This window comes from Rhizobium sp. C1, from assembly GCF_021026335.1.
In the GTDB taxonomy this organism is placed as follows: Bacteria; Pseudomonadota; Alphaproteobacteria; order Rhizobiales; family Rhizobiaceae; genus Ensifer_A.
In genome coordinates this window covers 301,708-326,156 of the sequence record NZ_JAJNCY010000001.1, presented here as the reverse complement: position 1 = coordinate 326,156, position 24,449 = coordinate 301,708, and the positions used below count along the sequence as shown (strand labels likewise).

Annotated in this window: 17 protein-coding genes; 7 read left to right on the top strand and 10 right to left on the bottom strand. The window is 61.5% G+C overall.

The features are described 5' to 3' along the window. Positions 1-47: 47 nt before the first annotated feature. Complete coding sequence (locus LQK83_RS01625) at positions 48-1,295, bottom strand: DUF3419 family protein (protein ID WP_230835551.1); 1,248 nt, start codon at positions 1,293-1,295, stop codon at positions 48-50. Positions 1,296-1,451: 156 nt separating this feature from the next. Here LQK83_RS01625 and LQK83_RS01620 point away from each other — a divergent pair, with 156 nt between their 5' ends. Further along, entirely contained in the window at positions 1,452-3,020 is a 1,569-nt protein-coding gene (locus LQK83_RS01620) for a putative bifunctional diguanylate cyclase/phosphodiesterase (RefSeq protein WP_230835550.1), read from the top strand. A gap of 122 nt (positions 3,021-3,142) precedes the next feature. Further along, the gene (locus LQK83_RS01615) at positions 3,143-4,513 is read left to right on the top strand and encodes a serine hydrolase domain-containing protein (RefSeq protein WP_230835549.1); all 1,371 of its coding nucleotides are present in this window, start codon (positions 3,143-3,145) and stop codon (positions 4,511-4,513) included. Between the two features lie 137 nt (positions 4,514-4,650). Here LQK83_RS01615 and LQK83_RS01610 read toward each other — a convergent pair whose 3' ends face one another. The 4 genes from LQK83_RS01610 to LQK83_RS01595 form a co-directional block, all read right to left on the bottom strand. Beyond that, on the bottom strand, positions 4,651-5,637 hold the full coding sequence (locus LQK83_RS01610) for a lytic transglycosylase domain-containing protein (protein WP_230835548.1): 987 nt from the start codon (positions 5,635-5,637) through the stop codon (positions 4,651-4,653). Positions 5,638-5,770: 133 nt separating this feature from the next. Continuing rightward, positions 5,771-6,403, bottom strand: a complete 633-nt coding sequence (locus LQK83_RS01605) for a LysE family translocator (protein WP_230835547.1) — start codon at positions 6,401-6,403, stop codon at positions 5,771-5,773. A 169-nt stretch (positions 6,404-6,572) separates the two neighbouring features. Then, complete coding sequence (locus LQK83_RS01600; RefSeq protein ID WP_230835546.1) at positions 6,573-8,678, bottom strand: methyl-accepting chemotaxis protein; 2,106 nt, start codon at positions 8,676-8,678, stop codon at positions 6,573-6,575. Between the two features lie 168 nt (positions 8,679-8,846). Next, positions 8,847-10,058 (bottom strand): pyrophosphate--fructose-6-phosphate 1-phosphotransferase, encoded by a 1,212-nt coding sequence (locus LQK83_RS01595; RefSeq protein WP_230835545.1) that lies wholly within the window; start codon positions 10,056-10,058, stop codon positions 8,847-8,849. Positions 10,059-10,415: 357 nt separating this feature from the next. On the opposite strand from LQK83_RS01595, the gene LQK83_RS01590 reads away from it, so the two are divergent. The 3 genes from LQK83_RS01590 to LQK83_RS01580 all read left to right on the top strand — a co-directional run bounded on the left by LQK83_RS01590 (position 10,416) and on the right by LQK83_RS01580 (position 13,304). Continuing rightward, positions 10,416-11,153, top strand: a complete 738-nt coding sequence (locus LQK83_RS01590; protein ID WP_230835544.1) for a J domain-containing protein — start codon at positions 10,416-10,418, stop codon at positions 11,151-11,153. Next, a complete protein-coding gene (locus tag LQK83_RS01585; RefSeq protein WP_230835543.1) occupies positions 11,150-11,914 on the top strand; it encodes an N-acetylmuramoyl-L-alanine amidase in 765 nt (254 codons plus the stop codon). The genes LQK83_RS01590 and LQK83_RS01585 overlap by 4 nt, the downstream gene beginning before the upstream one ends. 199 nt (positions 11,915-12,113) lie before the next feature. Further along, on the top strand, positions 12,114-13,304 hold the full coding sequence (locus LQK83_RS01580; protein ID WP_230835542.1) for a lytic murein transglycosylase: 1,191 nt from the start codon (positions 12,114-12,116) through the stop codon (positions 13,302-13,304). A gap of 4 nt (positions 13,305-13,308) precedes the next feature. On the opposite strand, the gene LQK83_RS01575 is transcribed toward LQK83_RS01580, so the two are convergent. The 5 genes from LQK83_RS01575 to ettA all read right to left on the bottom strand — a co-directional run bounded on the left by LQK83_RS01575 (position 13,309) and on the right by ettA (position 21,454). Then, entirely contained in the window at positions 13,309-14,700 is a 1,392-nt protein-coding gene (locus LQK83_RS01575; protein ID WP_230835541.1) for a cation:proton antiporter, read from the bottom strand. 618 nt (positions 14,701-15,318) lie between these two features. Next, positions 15,319-16,233: a methylenetetrahydrofolate reductase [NAD(P)H] gene (gene metF / locus LQK83_RS01570; protein ID WP_230835540.1), complete on the bottom strand. Its 915-nt coding sequence runs from the start codon at positions 16,231-16,233 to the stop codon at positions 15,319-15,321. Then, positions 16,234-17,235 (bottom strand): ArsR/SmtB family transcription factor, encoded by a 1,002-nt coding sequence (locus tag LQK83_RS01565; protein ID WP_230835539.1) that lies wholly within the window; start codon positions 17,233-17,235, stop codon positions 16,234-16,236. A 155-nt stretch (positions 17,236-17,390) separates the two neighbouring features. Next, on the bottom strand, positions 17,391-19,622 hold the full coding sequence (locus LQK83_RS01560) for a methyl-accepting chemotaxis protein (RefSeq protein WP_230835538.1): 2,232 nt from the start codon (positions 19,620-19,622) through the stop codon (positions 17,391-17,393). 182 nt (positions 19,623-19,804) lie between these two features. Beyond that, the gene (gene ettA / locus LQK83_RS01555) at positions 19,805-21,454 is read right to left on the bottom strand and encodes an energy-dependent translational throttle protein EttA (RefSeq protein WP_230835537.1); all 1,650 of its coding nucleotides are present in this window, start codon (positions 21,452-21,454) and stop codon (positions 19,805-19,807) included. A gap of 320 nt (positions 21,455-21,774) precedes the next feature. Here ettA and LQK83_RS01550 point away from each other — a divergent pair, with 320 nt between their 5' ends. Both LQK83_RS01550 and LQK83_RS01545 read left to right on the top strand, forming a co-directional pair. Further along, positions 21,775-22,707 (top strand): alpha/beta fold hydrolase, encoded by a 933-nt coding sequence (locus LQK83_RS01550; RefSeq protein ID WP_230835536.1) that lies wholly within the window; start codon positions 21,775-21,777, stop codon positions 22,705-22,707. 95 nt (positions 22,708-22,802) lie between these two features. Further along, the gene (locus LQK83_RS01545) at positions 22,803-24,449 is read left to right on the top strand and encodes a thiamine pyrophosphate-binding protein (RefSeq protein WP_230835535.1); all 1,647 of its coding nucleotides are present in this window, start codon (positions 22,803-22,805) and stop codon (positions 24,447-24,449) included.

Below are 24,449 nucleotides of genomic sequence, written 5' to 3'. Positions count from 1 at the left end.
GGAGTCGGCGTGGTTATCAACGGCAATGCCGGTCGTATCGAGGACTGTCACGAGGCTTTCCTGTAAACGTGGAAACCGCCATAGATCGCCGAGCGGTCGCGGGCGAGCAGTTCATTCGACAGGTCTGCCATATAATCCCAGACAGCCAGTGTGCGTGGTTCGAGCTTGGCTTCGAGCGGGCTTGTCACGGCAGCGGTGCGGAAGATGACCCGCGCACCAGGGGCTGCAGCCCGGTTGATCTCGGTCCAGAGGTCGTTGAGCTGCTCTGCCGTCATCCAGTCCTGCGCATCGAGCAGGACGAAACGATCGACCGAGCCGGCGCGCCGCTGCTTCAGGAGTTCGGTGAAGCTCTTGTGATGCACCTCGACGCGGCGGGCATTGGCGCGGATCTTGGAGAAATTGTCAGGATGCAGATAGAGCGGCAAACTGCCTTCGTGGCTTGCCGGATAGCGGCGTGAAAAGGCCTGCCAGGCAAAGTAATTGTCCTTGAGCGGAAAGCCGCAGGCAAGCTTTTCCAGCCGCTCGCGCAGCACGTCGGCAACATGGCCGGAGGCGCTGCTGCCGGCCAGCTCGTCATATTGCTGCGGCGGGATGCCGAGACCGAAGAGCGAGCTCTTCCGGCTGGTAATCCAGCGCACCAGGCCGCTGTCGAAAAGCGGCGCGATCTCGCGGTCGAAAATGTCTCGCTGCTCTTCCATCGTGCGGGCTGCCATCAGCCGGTCGAAGGTCTTGCCGTGCAGACGCGCCGCCAGATGCCCTGCCCCGATGAAGCGACCGAGAAGGCCCGTGCGATAGATGTTGCGGTCGAAGGTCGATATCCGACGGCGGCCGAACTTGTCGCGCCCGTTCCAGTACTGATACGTGCCGCTATCGAGCCCCTGCGCGATATAGCGGTCGAAGGCAACCGAGTTGGCCGCATTGCCGGGCTCCGCGAACATCCGGCGCACATCCCCATAGGAGGGCAGCGTTTCGAAGGCGGCAAGCTTCAGCCGGTTCAGCGCGACATGGTGGTGATTGAGGTCGACCACATCGATGCGGGCCGGCCCCTCGGCGAGATAGGCGAGCATGTTGCAGCCGCCAGACCCGATGGTGACAATGCTGTGATGCGGCTCGATCTGCATCGCTTCGATATCGACGGCAGGGTCTTCCCAAATCTGTGGATAAACCAGCCCCGAGAACATCAGACCGAAAAGCCGTTCGGAGAGGCCTTTTCCGCTTAGCGCACGATGTCTAATGAAGGCAGACTTGAGCCTTGTATTCTTTAAGTATCCGGTAATCGGAGCGATACCCGTCATCGGCGCTGAACCCCACTGAAATCCTTCAAAGCGGGCGCAGTCATAGTCACGATTCGCTACAGTTTGATGACCTTTCGCGCCGGATTGACGCGAGAGGATAAGCTCTCGTTAACGCCTCTGGCTCTAGAATTCGCGCACAGACCAGGAGCGTTTAACATGATGTTAAATTCGTTTCTGCCGAAGATTGAACAACGCTATGTTTTCGTTGGTTCGGCAGTTGGTGCGGTTTTACCTGCATCTTTTTACACGATCGCCAGATATGCCGGATATGACGGCTCGTTCATCACGTGGGCGCTGGACAACCCGTCGCAGTTCACCTTGGCGGCAATGCCCGTCTGGATGGGGCTGGTTGCGCTGCAATTTGCGCGAAACCGGCGCAGGCGCCTGCACGAGGAAACGGCCCGCCGCCAGCAGGAGCGTCGCCTCCTCCATGATGCGCTGCACGATCACCTGACAGGCCTTAGGAACCGCGCCGCCTTTCACGCCGCGGCCCGTCGCATTGCCGCTCAAGGCGAGGATTACGCCCTGCTGCTCCTCGACCTGGACAAGTTCAAGCTCGTCAACGATACGAAGGGCCATCAGGCCGGCGACCAGCTGCTGGTCGAGATCGCCACGCGTCTGAGCACTTTGGAAAGGGACGAGGGCGATATGACGGTCTACCGTCTGGGCGGCGACGAGTTCGCAGTCCTCGTCGGCAATCCTCAGGGTCGCGCAGCCCTCTCCCAGCTGGGAACGCGCATCTCGGACCTCGTTTGCGAACCGGTGGCGTTCGAAGAAAGCACAGTCAGCGTTGGTGTCAGCATAGGCATTGCAGAGGCAAGTCAGCCGGCAGAACCGATCGAAGATGTCATGCAGCGGGCGGATCTCGCGCTTTACAGCGCCAAAGATCGTTCGGGCTCTGCCTTCATGTTCTACGACAAGGTTCTGGCAGAAGCATCGCTGAGCCGGATCGAGATGGAGCGCGATCTCGTCAATGCCATTTCACGCGGCGAATTCGTGCTGGAATTCCAACCTATCCTGTCGTTTGAAGACGGACATGTGGTGGGGATGGAGGCGCTCCTGCGCTGGCTTCACCCGCAAAAGGGTCTGATGGCCGCCGAACGCTTTCTGCCGGCCGCAGAGCGTTGCGGGGTGATGCGCAAGATCGATGCATGGATGCTCAACGCCGCCTGCATGGAAGCTGCCAACTGGCCCGCCCCCGTCGCCGTCGCCGTCGCCATCTCCAAATCGGAATTCGAGAACGACAATTTTCCGGCCCAGATCGTCCGCTGTCTCGACAGATCCGGCCTTCCGCCGCAGCGGCTGACGATCGAACTGTCGGAAAGCGTCGTCGGTCTGGGCATGGAGCGGGTGCGTGCGCGGCTGGCACAGCTTCATGCGCTCGGCGTGCGCGTGACCTTGCACGATTTCGGCCTTTCACTGCATGCGCTTCATCAGGTTATCAAGATGGATGTGGACGGGCTGAAGCTCGAACGCTCGCTGACGCAAAGCGTGCTGACCGGCGCCGAGGGGGCCGGACTGATGGACGCCATGATGCAGTTCGGCGCGGCCATCAAGGGCGCCAACACCACCGGGCCGGAAAGCGACGACAACACGATCGAATTCGTCCGGCATCGCGGCGCATCACAGGTTCAGGGCTATCTCTCCTCAACGCCCATCGCCGCCTCGGATGTCGCCGGCTTCATCACCGCGCGGGCGCCGGGTGATACGGCGCGGCGTGCCTGAAAGATTTGCGCGGGCGATTGTTCAGCAATGGACAAGCATGCACATTTGCTATTCATTCTGGTGCTGCAGCCTGAATGAGCCGCGCGATCTCGCGCCGAAACGCCTCGGCTGCGGGAGGGTTCATGCGCATTATATTCAAGCTTTTGAAGTGGCTCGCGGGCGCCCTTGTCGCCGCGATCATCGTTTTCCTCGTCGCCATTCGCGTCGCGCCACCGGAACTCCTGCAGGTCGGCGACAGCTACGCGGCCAAGATCGCCTGCTCGAATGTCTTCATGGCCGGCCGGGATGCCGAAAAAGTGCTTGCCGACGACGTCCAGGCGCCGGGTAATCCGATTCTCAAGGCCGTCATGCTCGATGTCGACAAGGACAAGGGCAAGGTCACGGCCCGGCTCCTGGGTTACGCCGCGCCACGCAGCTCCATCTACCGGCCGGGTTATGGCTGCACCAACCTCGCCGAACCGGCAATCACGCCCACCGCCCTGCCCGCGCTGCCGCAACCGACCGCTCCTGACGCCAATGCCGAATGGCCGATCGGCAATCATGCGGGTACGAATTTCGACCCGGCTCTGACCGGCATTCTCGCCGACGACACGCTGCGCGGCCCCGGAATGCGGGCCATCGTCGTCGTCCATCACGGCAAGATCGTCGCCGAAACCTATGGTCCGGGATTCGACGAAAAGACGCCGCTGATCGGCTGGTCGATGACCAAGACCGTCAATGCCATCCTGGCCGGCCGCGCCGCTCAGATGGGCTTGCTTTCCTTCGACGACAAGAACCTCTTCCCCGAATGGGCCAAGGACGAGCGCAAGGAGATCAGCCTCAAAAGCATCGCCGGCATGCAGAGCGGCCTTGCCTTCAACGAAGACTACGGCGACGTCTCCGACGTCACGCGCATGCTTTACCTGCAGCCGGACATGGCGAAGTTCACCATCGACCAGCCGCTTGTCGCCAAGCCGGATACGCAATTCAATTACTCGACCGGCGCCTCCGTGGTCATCGCGCGCTACTGGATGAACAAGATGCCGGACAAGGCAACGGCGCTCGCCTTCCCGCGCAAGGAGCTGTTCAATCCGCTCGGCATGCAGAGTGCCGTGCTCGAAGTCGACCAGACCGATACGTTCGCCGCCGGCTCCTATCTCTACGCATCGGCGCGCGACTGGGCGCGCATCGGCCAGTTCCTGCTTCAGGACGGCGTCTGGGATGGCACACGACTGCTCACCGAAGACTTCATGAAGATGATGCGCACCGCCAACACCACGTCCGGCGGAACCTATACCCAGATGCAAAGCTGGCTCGTCGGTCCCGGCGATAAGCCGAACGCATCATTCGGCGCGCCTGCCGATACCTATTGGCTTCAGGGCCATGACGGGCAGACGGTGGCCATCGCCCCGTCGCGCGATCTTGTCGTCGTCCGTATGGGTCTGACGCCATCGCGGCTCGGCTACCGCCCGCAAAAGCTGCTGGCAGCCATCGCCGGCAAGCTCAAGGACTGACTTCAGGGGATCCCCGCGAACAGGAACGAGCCGCCCCAGTGGCTCCTTCGGTCCATAGTAGCCCGCCCGGCAAAACAAAAGGCCCCGGACGATCATCACCGTCCGGGGCCTTTTCAATCATGACATCCGCTGATGTCTTACTGGATATCGTCCAGAAGACCCTTGCGCTTGGCATCGTAATAATAGCCGGTGCGATAAAGCCAGTCGGCTGCCTTTTCGTCCTTGCCGGCAACGATCCAGGCACCGCGCAGATATTTGACTGCATATTTCAGATTGGTCTCGGCATCCAGCAGCCCGGTCGGCGCGCCGGCATAGCCGAGGCTTCTCGCCGTGTTGTAACGGATCTGCATGAGGCCGTAATTGCCGCGATGCTGAGCGCGGGGATTATAGGTGCTTTCACGCTTGGCGACGCGATGAATCAGCGTCTCCGGCACACCGTACATCGATGCATATTTTGCAATCAGCAGATTGATTCGATCATTCGTCGTGCCCGGCGCCATCGCAATCGTCATCGAGGCGGGTGCATCAGCCATGACGATGCCGGAAGACTGCATGGCCTGTGTCTGCGCCGCAAACGCATCGCTGCTGGCCGGGAGCGGCGGCGCGGCATAGGCGAGCGTCGAATTCGGGCTCGTGGCCGGGGTATTGACGGCTTCGGCAAGCTCCACCGTCGGGCCCGCCTTTTCGGCGGCGACACGGACGGGATCGTTGGGCTTCACGTCGCAATTGGCTGCAGTGGCAGGCGCGGCAACGCGGGAGGTCTTTGCGGCCTCTCCGGTCGCACCAGACGGCGGGGCCGCCGATGCACTGGCAGCGCGAGCGGCGCAGAGCGCGGCCTGCTCACGGACTGCAGCCGCAGCAGCTGCTGCCGCGATCCGTTTTTCTTCCATCGCCTTTGCACGAGCATTGGCGACGTCGGTCTCCATCTGCGCCATGGCCTGAATATCGTCGGCCGAGGGGATACCGGCGATCTGCGTTCCGGGCTTGGCCGAGGGAACGACAATCTGCTCCGACATCAACTGGTCAACCGGCGTCTTGGAAACTGAGTTGCACCCGGCAGCGAGAAGCGCTGAGAGTACACCTGTAGCGGCCAGGCCGGTTTTGACGGTCTTCTTCAAAATCACGCGGTCGTTTTCCCCGTTGATCCCATGGCAAGATCACAAATTCGTGACCAAGCCGATAATACTCTCTTAACCACGAATAAGGCAAATTCGTGTTGCGCGTGTGGCGAAATTTCGCCGAAAGCCATCGAGGGCTTCAAGCCGCCCGGCTGTAGATAGCCGTGACGGTGCCTGCCGAGATAAGCATGGCCCCGCCTGTGCGGTTGACCGCCTTCTGCACCGAGGCCTTGCGAATGAGTCCACGTGCGCGGTCAGCGAGAAAGGCATAACCGAGCGCGTTCAACGTGGCAAGGGTTACGAATGTTGCTTCAATCACCAGCATCTGCGGCAGGAAGTCGGCTTTGCGGTCGATAAACTGCGGCACGAAGGACACGAAGAACACGATGCTCTTCGGGTTGAGCGCCGTCACCGTGAAGGCATGGAAGAAGATTCGGTGCGCTCTCCGCTCCGGCACATTGTCGTTGTCGCTGATCGGCCCCGTCTGGATGGGGGCCCGCCAGAGCTTGATTCCGAGATAGACCAGATAGGCGCCGCCAATCCAGCGCAACACCGTAAAAAGCTCTGACGATGTCGCCAGCAAGGCCCCAAGCCCCAACATCGACGCCGTCATCACCACGAAATCGCCGAGCGCCACACCCGAGGCTGTCACAGCGGCCGTCTTGCGGCCATATCCCAGCGCGTAGGAAACGACCAGAAGAATGGTTGGCCCCGGTATCAACAGTATCACCGCAGCCGCCGCAGCGAATGCGAGCCAAGTTTCGACGGACAAGCTAGCCTCCCAAAGGGTCATAAGGCGTCGTCGCAGACACCATCGGTTAGCAAGAAAAGCCACCATTTGCCCATACTGTCAACGCTGCGTGTGTCCGACTTGCGGAAACGCAAAGGCCCCGGCGTCAGCCGAGGCCTCCAAATTCTCAAACTTTAAGGCCGCTTGCGCGTCAGGCAGCTGGCGCGAAAGATCCCATTGCATCGCGTCCAAAGCTCGCGCTCTGGAACTGGAATCGCCCGACGAGATCACGCAGCCTGACGGCTTCCTGAGCGAGCGATGACGACGCGGCCGTCGACTGCTCCACCATGGCAGCGTTTTGCTGCGTCGTCTGATCCATGCTGTTGACGGCCGTGTTCACCTCCGCAAGCCCGACCGACTGCTCTCTGGCCGACGTATTGATCGCATCCATATGCGCATTGATATCGACGATGAAGCCGCCGATCATCCGCAGAGCCTCACCGGCATCGCGGACAAGCGTAACGCCGCCCTCGACTTCCATGGAAGAGTTTTGAATCAGGGCCTTGATTTCCTTTGCGGCGGTCGCGGAACGTTGCGCAAGCTCGCGAACTTCCTGCGCCACGACAGCGAAGCCCTTGCCCGCATCCCCTGCCCGCGCCGCTTCGACGCCGGCGTTCAGCGCCAGAAGGTTTGTCTGGAACGCGATCTCATCGATGACCCCGATGATGTTCGCGATCTGCTTTGAACTCTCCTCGATGCGACGCATGGCCTGAACGGCATTGCCGACAATGTTGGTGGAACGATCGGCAGACTGGTTCGCCTGTGCAGCCAGCTCTCGCGCCTCTTCCGTCCGGCGGCTGGAACTCGAGACGTTGGAGGTAATCTCATCGAGCGCCGCCGCCGTCTGCTCCAGCGAAGCCGCCTGCCGCTCCGTCCGCTGCGAAAGATCATTGGCCGCCGCAGCGATTTCCTGAGCGCCGCTATCGATGACCTGAATGGATCCGACGATCGAGGTCAGCGTTTGCGCCAGCCCAGCGACCGAATCGTTGAAATCGACCATGAGGCCCTTGAAGTCTTCGGTGAAGCGGGCGCCGATGCGCACCGTCAGATCGCCCTGCGCCAGACGGCGCAGCCCCTGCCCGAGCTCCTGAGTGACATCCGCCATCTCCTGGGCACGGCGGCGGTCTTCCTGAAGGCGGGCGTTGCGCTCCTCTTCCTGAACGCGGCGGCTTGTCGCAAGCATGTCTTCGCTGCGCACGCGCTCGACGGCCGTCTCGCGAAAGGAATTGATGGCACGAGACATCTCGCCGATTTCATCCGTGCGATCGGTATCGCCGACCACAAAATTCGTGTCGCCCTGCTCCAGCCGGCGCATCAGCCCGATGCTTCTGCCGAGAGGCCCGGCTATGGACCGGCCGATGAGCCAGATGACACCGCCCAGCAGCACACCCAGCAAGGCCGCAACCGCCCAGGTCACCACCGATGCGGTGGCCTGCGTCTGCTCCTTGTCCCGCGTGACATCGGCAAGAATGTCGCGCACCGAGGTCCTGATCGAGTCCAGAGCGGGTTCCACTGGCTTGTAAGCGTTCGACAGGCGCTTGCGCAGTTCCGCCTCGGCCGTCAGACGATCCGAGAGCTGCTTGAACGCATCAATATAGGTTTTGATGACGACAACCGCCCTGGCGCGCGCGCTCGTGCCACCAAAGTCGGTGTCCGGACGCGCCAGCAGCTTGGCCGCCACCTCGCCCATCTGCGTCCGGCTCTTGTCGTCGAGACGCATGATGAAATCCTTCTCGTGCCGGCGCAGCATCAGAAGGTCGGCAAGAACCGCATCGTGACCGCCGGTATTGACCTGCTTTTCGAGATCATGCGCAGCAGTGCGCATCTTCCCCTGCAGCCCGTCATCCGGCGTCAGGCCGATCTCCGAATTGGCGGCGACCAGCTGGACAAATGTATTCCCATAGGCCTGAAGCGCAGCGGCAACCGCGTCGATCGCGGCAGGGTCTGCCCCTTGCGGAAGGTTTTCCTTTAGAGCCTGGAGATCTTTCGCGGTCTTGATTACATATTCGGCGTGCTTGTCGGAATAAGACGTCTCCTTGCGCAGAAGAAAGTCCTTCTCATGACGGCGAAGCTGAAGAAGATCGATCTCTGCCGCGTCTGCCGCACGGCTCAACTTTACCGCTTGGGTCTCGCGCTGCGTCTGCCTGTCGATGATCCCGTCCCGCACGTGAAAAACCTGCGTGACAGCGATGATACCGCATATTGCCAATGGGGCAACGAGCATCAACTTGGTGACAATCTTGAATTGAATGCGCACGCACGAACCTCCGTATCTTTCACGAAAGTCCATTTTTGATTATTATCATTAATTTATGTATAACTTAACACGTATACTCGCCACATCCGACGGTATCTTATTATATTAATAATATCTAAAATATATAAGCCAGCGGCAAGCAAATCTGCCGCCGGCCCCGTATTCTGATCAGACCGGCTTCCAGCTCTGGCCGACAAAGTCCATGACATCGGCAAACCACTTGGCCGAGGTATCGAAGTGCTTGCCGCCCTTGATGCGCGGGAATTCGATCGTACGCAGCTTGCCGCCCTGGTCTTCATCATGGCCGATCACGCCCGACACCTTGTTGAGTGCGCTTTCGACGGCCGAGTCGACCATGGAGTGAATGAGGTGGCGGTCGCGGGCATTCGCCGGGGCCGAACGGGCATAGTAGCCCGACTTCTGCACCATCGCGCGCTCAGCCCCGATCAAGGCGCCGAACTGCTTGGAGAACCAGTTGCCGACATTGATCGTGTCGATCTTCACGTGGCCGAAGGCGTCGCGCTTGACGCTTTCACCCGCGGCTTCCCGTTCGGCGACGATGGCATCAAGGCAGGCGCCTTCCGACACGAAGATCGTCACGAAACCGGTCTTGTCCATAATGGCCTTGAGGCGCGCAGCTTCCTTGTCGAGATCAAAGGCGATCTCCGGCAGATAGACACCGTCGATATTCTTCAGATCGGTGTTCATCATCAGGCCCTCGATATATTCGTGGCCCTTGGTGCGGTCGATATAGGCCAGCGCGGTCGCCGCCGTCAGCCAACCGCAGTGACGGCCCATGACCTCATGAACGACCAGCGTGCGCGGCGCGGCGCTCTGCTCGTTCGACACATGGTCGAAGAACTGCGCGCCATATTCCGCTGCCGTCCAGGCGCCCAGCGTCTGGCGGATCGGCACGACGTCGTTATCGACCGTCTTCGGCAGGCCGACCACCGTCAGGTTATAGCCATTCGCGCCGAGATAGGCGGCAAGATCGGCTGCCGTCGTATTGGTGTCGTCGCCGCCGATCGTGTGGAGAATGGTCACGCCATCCTTGGCGAGCCGGTCGGCCGCGACGGCCAGAGGGTTCTGCCCTTCCTTCACCAGCCCGCGCTTCACGCAGTCGGCAGCGTTGGTCAGCTTCACGCGACTGTTGCCGATGGGCGAGCCGCCATGGTGATGCAGCAGATAGGCCTTGTCGCGCATCTCCTGCGTGATCGGAACGATGTCGCCCAGCAGAAGACCATGATAGCCGGAGCGATAGGCAATCATTTCGATGTCGGGCGCGACGTCATTATAGCGTTCGATCAGCCCGCCGACAGACGACGAGAGACAGGGCGCAAGCCCCCCGGCGGTGAGCATTGCGACTTTCTGCTTGGCCATGAAATCCTCCGACAACGAAACCCGATCCGGACATCCGCGGCTGCGGCTTTTTGTCCGGCCTTGCGAAACAAACGCGCGTCAGGACGCGTTCCGCCCATGGATTGGCTCCAAACAGCGCGCCTTGTAAAGTGACATTTTGAAGAAAAGTCCTTGATTTGGCGCGATTTTCGGCGGCGCTCACAATAAAATCGATTCAAATCGGCTCCCTCTTCACGCTGTTGCAATCAACACGGTGCGGAGATCACCGAAAGGCATCCGACGGCGGTCGTAAAGCGTAAACCGTGAACAGTCCTTTTGATGAATCGATGAGGAAAACTGACTTGAAAAGGCCCGTATTATTTGATCAAGCTCGCACCCATGATCGTTGATTTTCTTTGTGAACAGGCTTCGTCCTTCCTGGAACGTGTTGCGGCCGCCGTGGCGGATGCCGCAAGTAACGCGTTGCATGGCGTGGTGGAAGCCGTGCGCACACTGTTCGAGGGCGACCCTGAGACACGGCGCAAGGTCGCCTTCTCGATCGCCATGATCGCCCTTTCCGCCAAGATGGCGAAGGCGGACGGCATCGTGACGGAGAAGGAAGTCGACGCGTTCAAGGACATCTTCGAATTTCCGGACTCCGAGGCGAAGAACGTCGCCCGGCTCTATAATCTCGCGCGCCAGGACGTCGCGGGTTATGAAGCCTATGCCGAGCGCATGGCAGCGCTTTGCGGCTGCGGCGCGCCGGACTGCCCGGTTCTCACAGAAATCCTCGACGGCCTCTTCCACATCGCCAAGGCCGATGGCCTCGTCCACGAAAACGAACTCGCCTTCCTGCGCCGCATCGCCGAAATCTTCGATATCACCGATGAGGGTTTCGAACGTGTCATGGCTCGTCATGTGGTCATCGGCGACGATCCATACAAGGTGCTGGGCGTGCCGCCGGAAACCGATTTCGCCGAAATCCGCAAGCGCTACCGCTCGCTCGTCTCCGAGCATCATCCGGACCGGCTGATCGCCCGCGGCGTCCCGCAGGAGTTCCATGGCATCGCCAACGAGCGAATGGCGGCACTCAACCAGGCCTATGCCGCCATCGAGAAAGAACGCCGCGCCGCATGAGCGCCTTTGACCCCGACTACAAGACAGCCATCGTCCGCCCCTCGCCCAATCACACGGAGCGCCGCGGCACCGATCGCCCCGACATGATCATCCTGCATTACACCGGCATGCCGACCGAAGCCGGCGCGCTGGAATGGCTCTGTGCGCCCGAAAGCGAAGTCTCTTGCCATTATGTGGTGAACATGGACGGCACGGTCTACCAGCTTGTCGCCGAAGACCGGCGCGCCTGGCATGCCGGCAAGAGCCTCTGGAAGGGCGAGACCGACATCAACTCGCACTCCATCGGCATCGAGATCGCCAATCCCGGCCACCCGTCGCTCCCCGACTTTACGGCACCGCAGATCGATGCCGTGATCGAACTCTGTCGCGACATCATCGCGCGCTGGAGCATAGCGCCGGAGCGCGTGCTGGCCCATTCCGACGTTGCCCCCATCCGCAAGATCGATCCCGGCGAGCATTTCCCCTGGGGCAAGCTGCACGAGAACGGCATCGGTCACTGGGTGCGGGCAGCGCCGGTTGCCGGTGGACGCTTCTTCCAGTTCGGCGATGCCGGTCCGCCTGTAGAGGCGCTCCAGTCGATGCTGGCGCTTTACGGCTACGGCATCCCGGTCTCCGGCGAGTTCTGCGACAAGACCAAGGGTGTGATCGAGGCTTTCCAGCGTCATTTCCGCCCCGAAAAGGTGGACGGCGTCGCCGACATTTCGACGCTCGACACGCTGCACCGGCTGCTCGCCGGCCTGCCGCGTTTTCGCAACAGCTAAGATTTTCTTCGTCTCGCCACGCATTGACCTCATTGCGACCGTTTTGCCCTGTTCAAAAAGGGCCGTTTCGGTTCGACGATCCAAGCAATTGCTTCCAGAAATTGCCGGACGCCGGCCGTTTATGCCGAAGGTAACATTTGCTCTCGGCCGCACCTGCGGTATAGAGCGTCCATTCTTTCAATTGTCGGGAAGTTCTCATATGTCGTCCGTCCGCCTGCCTGCACTAATTGCCGTCGCAACGCTTCTGTCCAGCACGGCCTCGGCATACGCGGCCGAATGCGGCGCGGATCTGGCGACCTTCCTGCAGGGCGTGAAGACGGAAGCCGTCGCATCCGGAATCGCGCCGGCAGCCGTCGACAAGGCGCTGGCCGGCGCGCAGATCGACCCGAAGGTGCTGAAGATGGACCGCGCCCAGGGCGTCTTCCGCCAGACCTTCCTCGAATTCTCCAAGCGGACCGTCAGCGGCGCGCGCTACCAGATCGGCAAGAAGAAGATGGAGCAATATGCCAGCGTCTTCGCCCGCGCCGAACAGGAAACCGGTGTGCCCGCCGCCGTGATCACCGCCTTCTGGGGCATGGAGACCGATTTCGGTGCCGTTCAGGGCGATTTCAACACACGCAACGCGCTTGTGACCCTTTCCAACGACTGCCGCCGCCCTGAAGTCTTCCGCCCGCAGCTGATCGCGCTGATCAAGCTCGCCTCGCTGAACGACATCGACCCGCAGACGACGACCGGTGCCTGGGCCGGCGAAATCGGCCAGACCCAGATGCTGCCGGCCGACATCATCAAGTATGGCGAAGACGGTGATGGCGACGGCCTCGTCCGCCTGAAGGATTCAGCGCCGGACGTCATCCTGACCACGGCCCGCTTCCTGGCCGGCCTCGGCTTCAAGCGCGGCGAGCCGTGGCTGCAGGAAGTCAAGATCCCGCAAAACCTGCCCTTCGAGAAGTCCGGCCTTGGCGGCACTCTGACGGCAGGCGACTGGTTCAATCTCGGCGTCACCCCGCGCAATGGCGACAAGTCGGCGGCAAACCTCAACGCCTCGCTGGTCCTGCCGCAGGGCCGTTTCGGACCGGCCTTCCTCGCCTATCCGAATTTCAACGTCTATCTCGAATGGAACCAGTCGCTGGTCTATACGCTCTCGGCCGCCTATTTCGCGACCCGGCTTGCCGGTGCCGAGCCCTATGATCCGGGCAACCCGGAACCGGGCCTTTCGGTCGAGGAGATGAAGGTTCTGCAGGAAAAGCTCGAGGCCAAGAGCCATGACGTCGGCAAGATCGACGGTATCCTCGGCTCCGGCACCCGCACCGCCGTCCAGAAGGTCCAGGCCGAACTCGGCCTTCCGGCCGACGGCTGGCCGGATGCCAAGCTTCTCGAAACGATGAAATAGTAAATCAGCCTTCGTCCGCCTGCCGGCGTTTCAGCGCCTTGCGGTGATAGATCGCAAGGCGCGCTGCGCGGTAGCGGACATGGACGCCATGCGTGATGCGCGAAAAAGCGGCAGTCCCCTTGTGAACCTCATCGAGCTCATGCGCATAGGCGGCCGCCAGCGCCTCCCGATAGGTCTCCATGCCCTGACTCGCCACGCTTTCCAGGCGATGCATGACACCGACCCAGACCGGTGAGACGAGAAGCGACACCGCCGTCACCGCGATCGACAACCTGTAGAGATCCCCGCCGAGTACGCCCGACGCATAGCCGGCAGAGGCAAGCACGAAGGAAAACTCCCCGATCTGCGCCATGGAAAGGCCTGCGATCAGGGCCGTTTCCGTCGATGAACCCGTCTTGCGGATGAGGAAAATATTCAGCACCGACTTCGCCGCGATCACGATGATCGATGCGGCCAGCACTTCGAAAAGATGGGCGCGGATGAAGCCAAGATCGATCAGAAGCCCGATCGACAGGAAGAAGACGACCACCAGCACGCTCTGAATAGGCTCGATCACCGGTATGACTCGGCTGCGCAGCGTGGAATTGCCCGTCACGATTCCCGCCAGAAACGCGCCATAAACCGGCGAGAGCCCGGCAAGGCCGGAAATGGCAGCCGCCGCAAAGCAGACGGCCAGCGCGCCGAGCGCCAGCAATTCCGTCTTCTCAGCAATCTCTTCGGCAAAGGGAACGCGCAGCTTCTTGTGCCCGCCGAACCACCAGAGAATGCCGGCTAGCAACCCCACCGCCACCAGCATCTTGACCGCCACGTCGCCGAACTGCCCGCCGCCGCCCGACAGGCTGGAAACGAAGATCAGCATCGGCACCACGGCAATGTCCTGCGCGATGAGGACGCCGACGGCGATCCGCCCGGCCTCCCCGCGCAAGACGCCCATATCCTCCAGCATCTTCATCGCCACCACGGTAGACGACAGCGCGATGATGAAGCCCATGATCACGGCCTCCTCCGGCCCCGCACCGGTGACCAGCACGATCACCCCGCCGGCCACCATGGCCGCAACGAGCTGTCCGCCCGCCACCGTCAGCGCCTGCCGCAGCGTGAGGATGAAGGCCTTGATCGACAGTTCCATGCCTATGAAAAACAGGAGGACGACGACGCCCATTTCGGCGAGCAGCGACACGGACTCGTTGTTCGATATGAGGCCAAGCCCCGTCGGTCCCAGCGCAACGCCCGCCACGATGAAACCGACCAGTGGCGGCTGCCTCAGCCGCATGAAGCAAAGCCCGAGAATGGCCGCAACGGCAATCACCAGCGCAATCGCCGTAAGCGCCGACCCATGGTTGCCCGGCGAGGCTTCGATAGAACGCGTGATGATCTCGTCCAGCCCCGCCTCCATCGTTCCTGCCTGCCTTGCCTGCCTACACTGCCGGCAACTATGCGCCGATTCACGCCGCCGTGCCAACCGCAGCGCAGCAGAAACAGTGCCGTCGCCAGTCAAAACGTAACAGGCAACTCGTCCAGAAACGGAACGGATGTTTCAAGATTTCGGAAAGACCAACACTTTCAAGAATTTGTCACATTGCTTCAAAATGATGCACCGCAACATCACCGTTAACCTGGAATTAATTCGCCCACAAATTTTCTCGACTTAAAAACCGATTATATTCCAATGAGATACGGAATTTAGGCGCACTCTTCAGAACTGTGTCTACGGCACCGCAGCACAAGTTTCGCTTTTCAAACGGCGCGAGTGCTGCCTATGATGATGCTCGTTAACGCGAAGGAGGTCAGCCATGGGACTTACGCAATCGCTCAATGTCCTGATGATCGGTGCAGCGTTTTTGTTTGTGGCGTCGATGCTGTTCATCTGAGATGACAGGACGCCTGTCCGGCTTCGGGTAAAGGCCGGGATCGAGCTTGAGGCTCTAAGAAAAAGATTGAAAACGCGCGGAAGTGGAGAAACTTCCGCGCGTTTTTCTTTTTAATTCCGGAATGTTGATACGCGGTCAGCCGTTCAGGCCGCGGCACCGTTCTGCGCCTTGCGGGCCTCGATCTCGACACGCTGGAAGCCGGAAAGCTCCAGCACACGATCGACCAGGGCCGACCGGTTCATCGTGTAGAAGTGGAATTCGCTCACACCGCGATGGATAAGGTCGCGCACCTGTTCCGCAGCGAGCTGCGAAGCCGCCTTGAACCGCTCCTCCGGCAGATCATCAATCGTGCCGAGCCGGGCAATCACATAGTCGGGAACGCTGGCGCCGCACATGCCGGCAAACTTGCGCACCTGCGCCAGATTGTGGATCGGCAGGATGCCAGGCACGATCGGAATAGTGATACCGGCAGCGCGTACCCGCTCGAGATAGCGCTCATACTGGTCATTCTCGAAAAAGAACTGCGTCAGCGCGCGCGTGGCGCCCGCATCCATCTTGCGCTTCAGCATCTCGATGTCGGCGGCAACATCGGCGCTCTCGGGATGCTTTTCCGGATAGGCCGAAACGCTGATCTCGAAATCGCCCAACGCTTTCAGGCCGGCCGTCAGCTCTGCCGCATTGGCGTAGCCACCCGGATGCGGCTGATAGACCGTGCCGATGCCGCCTTGCGGGTCACCGCGCAGCGCCACGAAATGACGAATGCCGGCGGCGTGAAACTCCTCCACGATCGCATGCGTCTCGTCCTTCGTCGCGCCGACGCAAGTCAGATGCGAGGCGGCCGGCAGATGGGAGCGCTGAAGGATTCCCTTGACGGTCGCCAACGTCGGCGCACGTGTCGAACCGCCTGCGCCATAGGTCACGGAGACGAAATCCGGATCCCAGGCGCAAAGATCGTCAAGCGTCTCCCAAAGCTGGCCTTCCATCTCGGCATTCTTGGGCGGGAAGAATTCGAAGGACAGGCGGACGCCTTTGGCGCCGATCGTGGGGTTGACGGTCATTCACGCTCTCCTTGCTTCATTCAGGCCGCCCTGCGCCGCCATCAGCAGGCGGGGGTCGCGCGCCAGCCACAAGGTGACGGTCAACGCGCCCTTGCCAGCAGCCTCGTCGGTCAGATCGACGGCCTTTTCAACCTCGAGACCCGCCTTGGCGAGCCACGAGGCCATCGTTTCATGCGAGAAGCCAAGACGCCGGTGCGCATGGGCTTCGCGCAGATATTCCAGTTCGTGCGGGGCAAAATCGATGATCGCCAGCCGCCCGCCGGGACGCAGAACCCGCGCCGCCTCGGCAATGGCCGCTTTGGGATCATCGAGGAAGTGCAGGACCTGATGAACGGTGATCAGATCAAAGTCCTGCCCCTCGAGCGGCAGATTGAAGATATCGCCATGGCGAACACTCGCCCGCGATGTGCCGGTCTTGTCGAGATTTGTGCGCGCCACGGAAAGCATGTCCCGGCTCGCATCCACGCCGACAGCCTTGCGATACTTGCCGTCCAGAAGCTGCAGGATGCGGCCCGTGCCGGTTCCGAGATCAAGCAGCGAGTCGATCTGCTTTTCGCCGATCAAGTCGACGAGAGCCGCCTCGACCTTTTCCTCGCTCACATGCAGCCGGCGGATTTCATCCCACTCAGCGGCATTGCGACTGAAATATTCGCTCGCCTGAGCCGCGCGCTCGCGCTTGACGGCGGCCAGACGCTCAGCGTCGCGGGCAATGACGGCATCGCCGAACGACAGGACAGCAAGAAGACCATTGGCAACACCAGCCTCCTCCCCCTCGCGCTTAAGCCGGAAATAGGCCCACGCGCCTTCCTGATAACGCTCGATCAGTCCGGCTTCGAGAAGCAGCTTGAGATGCCGCGAAATGCGCGGCTGCGATTGACCGAGAATGTCCGTCAGGTCTGTCACCGTCAGGTCGCCGGCCGACAGCAACGCGATGAGCCGCATGCGGGTCGTCTCCCCCGCAGCCTTCAACGTTTCCACCAATTGGTCCAGACCCAGCGACATCGGCTCTCCATCAAGATATAAAGATATCTTTATATAGATGCCGATGCTCACGCAAGGAAAAATCGCGGCTGATAAAAATCAAAAGCCAGCGGCACGGATGCCACTGGCCTTATTTGCGGGATTTAGCCTCAGAGCTCAAGCCCCGTCGGGCATGATCAGGCCGCCCGGCTCCGCGCTTGCGAACGCGAGGGCTCTCCGGTGCGGAACTGGCTGAGCAGCGTCGCGAGATTTCCTGCCTCCTGCGCAAGCCCGGCAGAGGCAGCATTCATCTCCTCAACCATGGCGGCGTTCTGCTGCGTCGCCTGGTCCATGTGGTTGACGGCCGTGTTCACTTCGGCAAGACCCGAGGACTGCTCGTGCGCGGCAGTGGCAATCGCATCCATATGACCGCTAATCGACTGCACCACGTCTGCAATCGCCGCAAGACCCGAACCGGTCTCGCTGACCAACTTAACACCCTCATTGACCGCCGTGGCAGAATTGCCGATCAGCGCCTTGATCTCCTTGGCCGCATTGGCAGAGCGCTGCGCCAGTTCACGCACTTCCTGTGCCACCACCGCAAAGCCCTTGCCTGCCTCGCCCGCGCGCGCCGCTTCGACGCCGGCGTTCAGCGCCAGAAGGTTGGTCTGGAAGGCGATCTCGTCGATCACACCGATAATCTGGCTGATCTGGCCGGAGGAATGCTCTATGCGCTGCATGGCCTTGACCGCGTTGTCGACAACCACGCCGGACTGGTCCGCCTTGCCGCGCGCATCCCGCACCAGATCGCGCGCCTCGACGGTCCGCCGCGAGGTCATCTTCACGTTGGCCGTGATCTCTTCAAGCGCGGCGGCAGTTTCCTCGAGCGAGGCAGCCTGCTGCTCGGTGCGCTTGGCGAGATTATCCGAAGCACCGGAGATTTCGTGCGATCCGCCGCTCACGGCCGAAGCAGAATGGCCGACCGACAGCAGCACGTCCCGCAGCTGCGAAACGGACGTGTTGAAGTCGTGACGAAGCGCCTCGAACTGCGGCGCGAACTCGTCATGGATTTCGCAGAGCATGTCGCCAGATGCCAGGCGCTTCAGGCCCGAGGCGAGAGAGCTTGTTGCCCTGTTCAGGCGATCGTTGGCATCTTCCTCCGCACGGCGCTGCAGCTCGACCCGCTCAGCCTCCGAGCGGCGGCGGCTGGCTTCCGCCTCTGCCTCAAGCTCCGCATTGCGAATGGCGGCCTGCCGAAAAACCTCGACTGCACGCGCCATCTCGCCGATTTCGTCATGACGGGCGGCACCCGGCACCACGACATCGCGATTGCCCTCGGCAAGGCTGTTCATGCAGCTGGTCAGGCGGCCAACCGGTCGAACAACGCGGAGGACGACGGTCGCCATGCCACCGGCACCGATCGCGACAACCACGACGAAGAGAACCGAGAAACCTATCAGCTCAAGCTGGGCGCTCGAACGGCTGGCTGCAGCACTTTCGTTGAGGCTGTCCATGGCCAGCGACGCGACATCGGCGATCTGACCAAGAGCCGCCGTGATCTTGGGACGCCATTCGTCGATCGTCACCGGGGAGCCCTCACCCGCGTTCAGCTTCGCAATGATGCCCGAACGCCAGGTGGCGAAGTCGCCCTTGAAATAGCCCTCGTTGGCCTTGAGGTAACGTTCCTTGAGCGCGGCCGGCGTGGCAGGATGATTGACCAGCGTCTCGACAGCGCGCCATGCGAAAGCCGCACCCGCGTCCAGAGACGTCAGGTTCGTCGCCTCGGTCGCATCCGGCTTGCGGTTCTGTACGATCACGCCATTGAGAATGACGGCAGCAGAACCGCCAAGCGAGCGGGCGGACCAGGCATAGGAACGTGTCTGGATGAGCGCAAGCTTCGTTTCATCAAGGCTGCGGATGGCGCCTTCGACGATCGTAGACGTCTTTTCAAGGCTGGCGATCAGATCGTTGCCCTGCGACAGAACCGTCTTGTCGAACCCGACCTCGCGCTTGTCGAGCGGAAGATCGACATTGGCGTCCACCTTTTTGCGAAGCGCATCGAAACCGCCATACACGGCATTCAAATCGCTGACCGCCTTGGTGAGCCCGGCATCGTCGAAGCTCGCAGCCAGCGTCGCAGCCTCGGTCATCGCCGCCTGCACCTTGGCGCGCATGCCCTTGAAGCTCGCGATCGAAGCCGCCGCCTTCTCCGGCGCCAGCGTCAGCGCGGTCGCACTGTCGCCGCGCTCGCTGCGGAAATTCAAAAGCGCCGTGAACAGCGCCTTGTCATAGCGCGCCAGTATTTCCACCCGATCCGAGCTCTGGAACTGGCGATACGCTCTATAGGTCGAGTTCCCGACCATCACCGCCAGCACGAAGCTGACCACAAACAAGGCTGCAACAAGAATGTTTCGGATCGACAAGGCCAAATTCCCCAGTGAAATTCAGGGGAAGCATGCGCAATTTGATTAAAAAACGGGTAAAGGGGCGATTGCAAAAGTTAGCATGAGGTAAATTTCACAAAACCTTCACAAGGCATGCAAAAAACCGGGCGAAACGAGACGCCCGGCTTTAATATTCTTAAACGGAAGACAGGCGGGCCTGTCGACCATTACCGCGTAAGGCGCTTATACGTCGCACGCTTCGGGTTGGCCGCTTCGGCGCCCAGACGGCGGATCTTGTCTTCTTCGTAGTCTTCGAAGTTGCCTTCGAACCATTCCACATGGCTGTCGCCCTCGAAGGCGAGGATGTGGGTGGCGAGACGGTCGAGGAACATGCGGTCGTGCGAGATGATGACGGCGCAGCCGGCGAAATCTTCCAGTGCATCCTCAAGCGCGCCGAGCGTTTCGGTGTCGAGGTCGTTGGTCGGTTCGTCGAGCAGCAGCACGTTGCCGCCGGACTTCAGCATCTTGGCAAGGTGCACGCGGTTGCGCTGGCCGCCCGAGAGGTTGCCGACCTTGTTCTGCTGATCCGTGCCCTTGAAGTTGAACGCGCCGCAATAGGCGCGCGAGTTCATCTCGAACTTGCCCAGCTTGACGATGTCGGTGCCGCCGGAAATTTCTTCCCAGACGTTCTTGGAACCGTCGAGCGAGTCGCGGCTCTGGTCGACATAGCTGAGCTGCACGGTGTCACCGATGCGGATCGAACCCGTGTCCGGCTTTTCCTGGCCGGTGATCAGGCGGAACAGTGTCGACTTACCCGCACCGTTCGGACCGATGACGCCGACAATGCCGCCCGGGGGCAGCTTGAAGGAGAGGTTTTCGAAGAGAACGCGGCCGTCATAGGACTTCGAGATATTGTCGGCCTCGATGACCACCTGACCCAGGCGCTCGGCGATCGGGATGATGATCTGCGCTTCGCCGGGACGGCGGTTTTCGGCCGCGGCCACCAGTTCGTCATAGGCGCGGATACGGGCCTTGGACTTGGCCTGACGGGCCTTGGGGCTGGACGCAATCCAGGCCTGTTCGCGCGAAAGCGCCTTGCGGCGGCTGCCTTCTTCGCGCTCTTCCTGCGCCATGCGCTTGGCCTTGGCTTCCAGATAGGCCGAGTAGTTGCCTTCGTAGGGGATGCCGCGACCACGGTCGAGCTCGAGGATCCAGCCCGTCACGTTGTCGAGGAAGTAGCGGTCGTGGGTGACCATCAGGATGGCGCCCGGATATTCGCGCAGATGCTGTTCGAGCCAGGCAATCGTCTCGGCGTCCAGGTGGTTGGTTGGTTCGTCGAGGAGGAGCAGGTCCGGCTTGCGCAGTAGCAGCTGGCAGAGCGCCACACGGCGGCGCTCACCGCCCGAGAGGCCGTCGATCGGGGAATCGCCCGGAGGGCAGGCCAGCGCGCTCATGGCCATCTCGACCTGCTGTTCCAGATCCCAGAGGTTCTGGCTGTCGATGATGTCCTGAAGCTTCGCGCCTTCATCCGCCGTCTCGTCGGAATAGTTCATCATCAGTTCGTTGTAGCGATTGAGGATCGCCGTCTTGTCGGCAACGCCTTCCATCACGTTCTCGAACACGGTCTTCGTCGGATCGAGCTGCGGCTCCTGCGGCAGGTAGCCGAGCGTTGCGCCTTCGGCGAGCCAGGCCTCACCCGTCCATTCCTTGTCGAGGCCGGCCATGATCTTCAGGATGGTCGACTTACCGGCGCCGTTGGGGCCGAGAATGCCGATCTTGGCGTCAGGATAGAAGGAGAGATGAACGTTTTCGAGGATCTTCTTGTTGCCAAAGGCCTTGTTGAGGCCGGACATGTGATAGATGAACTGTCGCGCCATGGTCGTGCTCGCTTGCAAAAAATGCCGGAAATTTCGAATTGGCGCCTATGTAGGCGAATTCGCGCTCAGGGGCAATGCGCGCGGGCGGGGTTTCCAAGACCCACCGTATTTGTTAGCGCTTAACCTCTCCGTCATGCCGGACTTGATCCGGCATCCAGCCGCGCGATGTCCATCGCGCGAAAAGACTCGCTTAGTTGAAGAGTCCTCTCAGCCCGTAGACGCGGGCTGGCTGGATCCCGGATCAAGTCCGGGATGACGACAATGAGGAGGCTGCGGACGGCCCCGATCCGCGCATTGCTGCGTCAGGGAGGACGCCCGCCATGTTCGAGACGACACAATTCCTCAAAAGCCCGACCGGCGCGACGCTGGCCTACCATTTCACCGAGGCTGTAACCTCACCCCGTGGCATCGTCCTGATCGCCCATGGCATGTCGGAGCACTCGAAACGCTATGCCCGCTTCGCCGCCCATCTCGCCGCACAGGGCTATCACGCCTACGCCTGGGACCATCGCGGCCATGGCGAGACGACCGCCCCCGATGCCGTGCAAGGCCAGTTCGCGCGCCGCGACGGGCTGGACACGGTGATTACCGACACGATGGCAATCCGCGACATGGCCGCTGCCAACCATCCCGGCCTGCCCATCCTGCTCTTTGGCCATTCCATGGGCGCGATGATCTGCCTGAACACGGCGCTCAAGCATCCTGACAGCTTCGCCGGTTTCGCCGTCTGGAATTTCGACTTCGGCACAGCGTCTTCCGTTCCGCTGATGCGCCTTCTGCTCGGCGTTGAGAAATGGCTCAAGGGTTCGGACGTACCGAGCAGCATCCTGCCGCGCATGACATTCGACGCCTGGGGCAAGGCAATCCCCGACCACCGCACCCTCCTCGACTGGCTCTCGAACATCCCGGCGGAGGTGGACGCCTATATCGCCGACCCGCTCTGCGGCTTCCCCTGCACGGTCTCGCTCTGGTTTGATGTGGCCGAGGGCGTCGTCCGCGGTGCGAACAAGGCAAACCTCTCCCGCATCCCGAAGGACAAGCCGATCATGCTCGTCGGAGGAGGCAAGGACCCGGCAACGCGTGGGGCGAAGGGGATGCACTGGATGGAGACCCACATGAACAACCTTGGCTTTGTCCAAATTTCAAAGCTGGTCTATCCGGAAGCGCGGCATGAAACCCTGAACGATATCGTCGCTGACAAGGCAACCGCTGACTTTGTCACTTGGGCCGACAGCATCTGCCCAACGCGATGAGCCATCAAATTTCCTGATATCCGCCGCTCGACGCTTCACGCAAAGCGCGAGGATTGCTATTGATCTCTCGAAACGAATTGAAGCGGAGACCGGGAATGAAGACGGGCGGCCAGTTGATTGTCGAAGCGCTGGAGGCGAATGGCGTCGAGCGCGTGAGCCTCGTGCCGGGCGAAAGCTTCCTCGCCGTGCTCGATGCACTGGCCGATAGCAAGATCGAGCAGATCATCTGCCGCCAGGAAGGCGGCGCCGCGATGATGGCCGACACCTGGGGCCGCCTGACCGGCAAGCCAGGCATCTGCTTTGTCACGCGTGGACCGGGCGCGACCAATGCCTCGGCTGGCCTCCATGTCGCGCGGCAGGACTCTATTCCCATGATCCTCTTCATCGGACAGGTCCAGCGTGACGCCCGCGAGCGCGAGGCCTTCCAGGAAATCGAATATCGCCGCGCCTTCACGGAAGTCGCCAAATGGGTCGCCGAGATCGACGACGCCCGCCGCATCCCGGAATTCGTCACCCGCGCCTTCGCCGTCGCCACCTCCGGCCGCCCCGGCCCGGTCGTTCTGGCATTGCCGGAAGACATGCTGACGGACACGGTCGAGGCGGTTGCCGCCCGCCCCGCAACGCCGGTCCCGGCCTTCCCCGGCGCTGCCCAGATCGAAGACTTCAGCAACCGGCTCGCCAAGGCGGAACGTCCCTTCTTCATCCTCGGCGGCACGCGCTGGGATGAGGCCTCCGTCGAAGCCTTTGCCGGTTTCGCCGAACATTGGGCCGTCCCGGTCGGCTGCTCCTTCCGCCGCCAGATGCTGTTCGACCACATGCATCCTTGCTATGCCGGCGATATCGGCCTCGGCATCAACCCGGCACTCTCCAAGGCCGTAAAAGAAGCCGATCTGATCGTCCTGCTCGGCGGCCGCTTCTCGGAATCCCCCTCCTCCGGCTATACGGTGATGGATATCCCCTATCCGGCGCAGTCGCTGATCCATATCCATCCAGACCCGGCGGAACTCGGCCGCGTCTATCGTCCGGACCTGGCCATCTGCGCCGCGCCGGCGGACTTCGTCGCAGCTATCCGCGATATCGAACCCGTGGCCGCCCCCGCATGGTCCTCGCGCACCGAGGAGATGCATGCCGCCTATCTCACTTGGTCGACCCCGCCGACCTCCGGCCCAGAGGGCGTCCATATGGGCGCGATCATGTCCTATCTCGAAGAAAACACCGCCGCCGACACGATCTTCACCAATGGCGCCGGCAACTACGCCACCTGGGTTCACCGCTTCCACCGCTTCCGCAAGTTCGGTACGCAATCCGCCCCCGCCTCCGGCACGATGGGCTACGGCCTGCCCGCTGCGGTGGCCGCGAAGGCGCTGCATCCGAGCCGCGAAGTCATCTGCTTTGCCGGCGACGGCTGCTTCATGATGCACGGACAGGAATTCGCCACCGCCGTGCGCTACAATCTGCCAATCATCACCGTGCTGGTGAACAACTCCATGTACGGCACGATCCGCATGCATCAGGAGCGCGAATATCCCGGCCGTGTCAGCGGCACGGGCCTGACGAATCCTGATTTCGCGGAGCTGGCCCGCGCCTATGGCGGCCATGGCGAGAAGGTGACGAAGACGCAAGACTTCGCCGCCGCCTTCGAACGCGCTCGCGCCAGCGGCAAGCCATCGATCATCGAGATCATCCAGAATCCGGAAGCGATCACGCCGACCCGGACGCTGAGCGAAATCAGGGGACAGTGA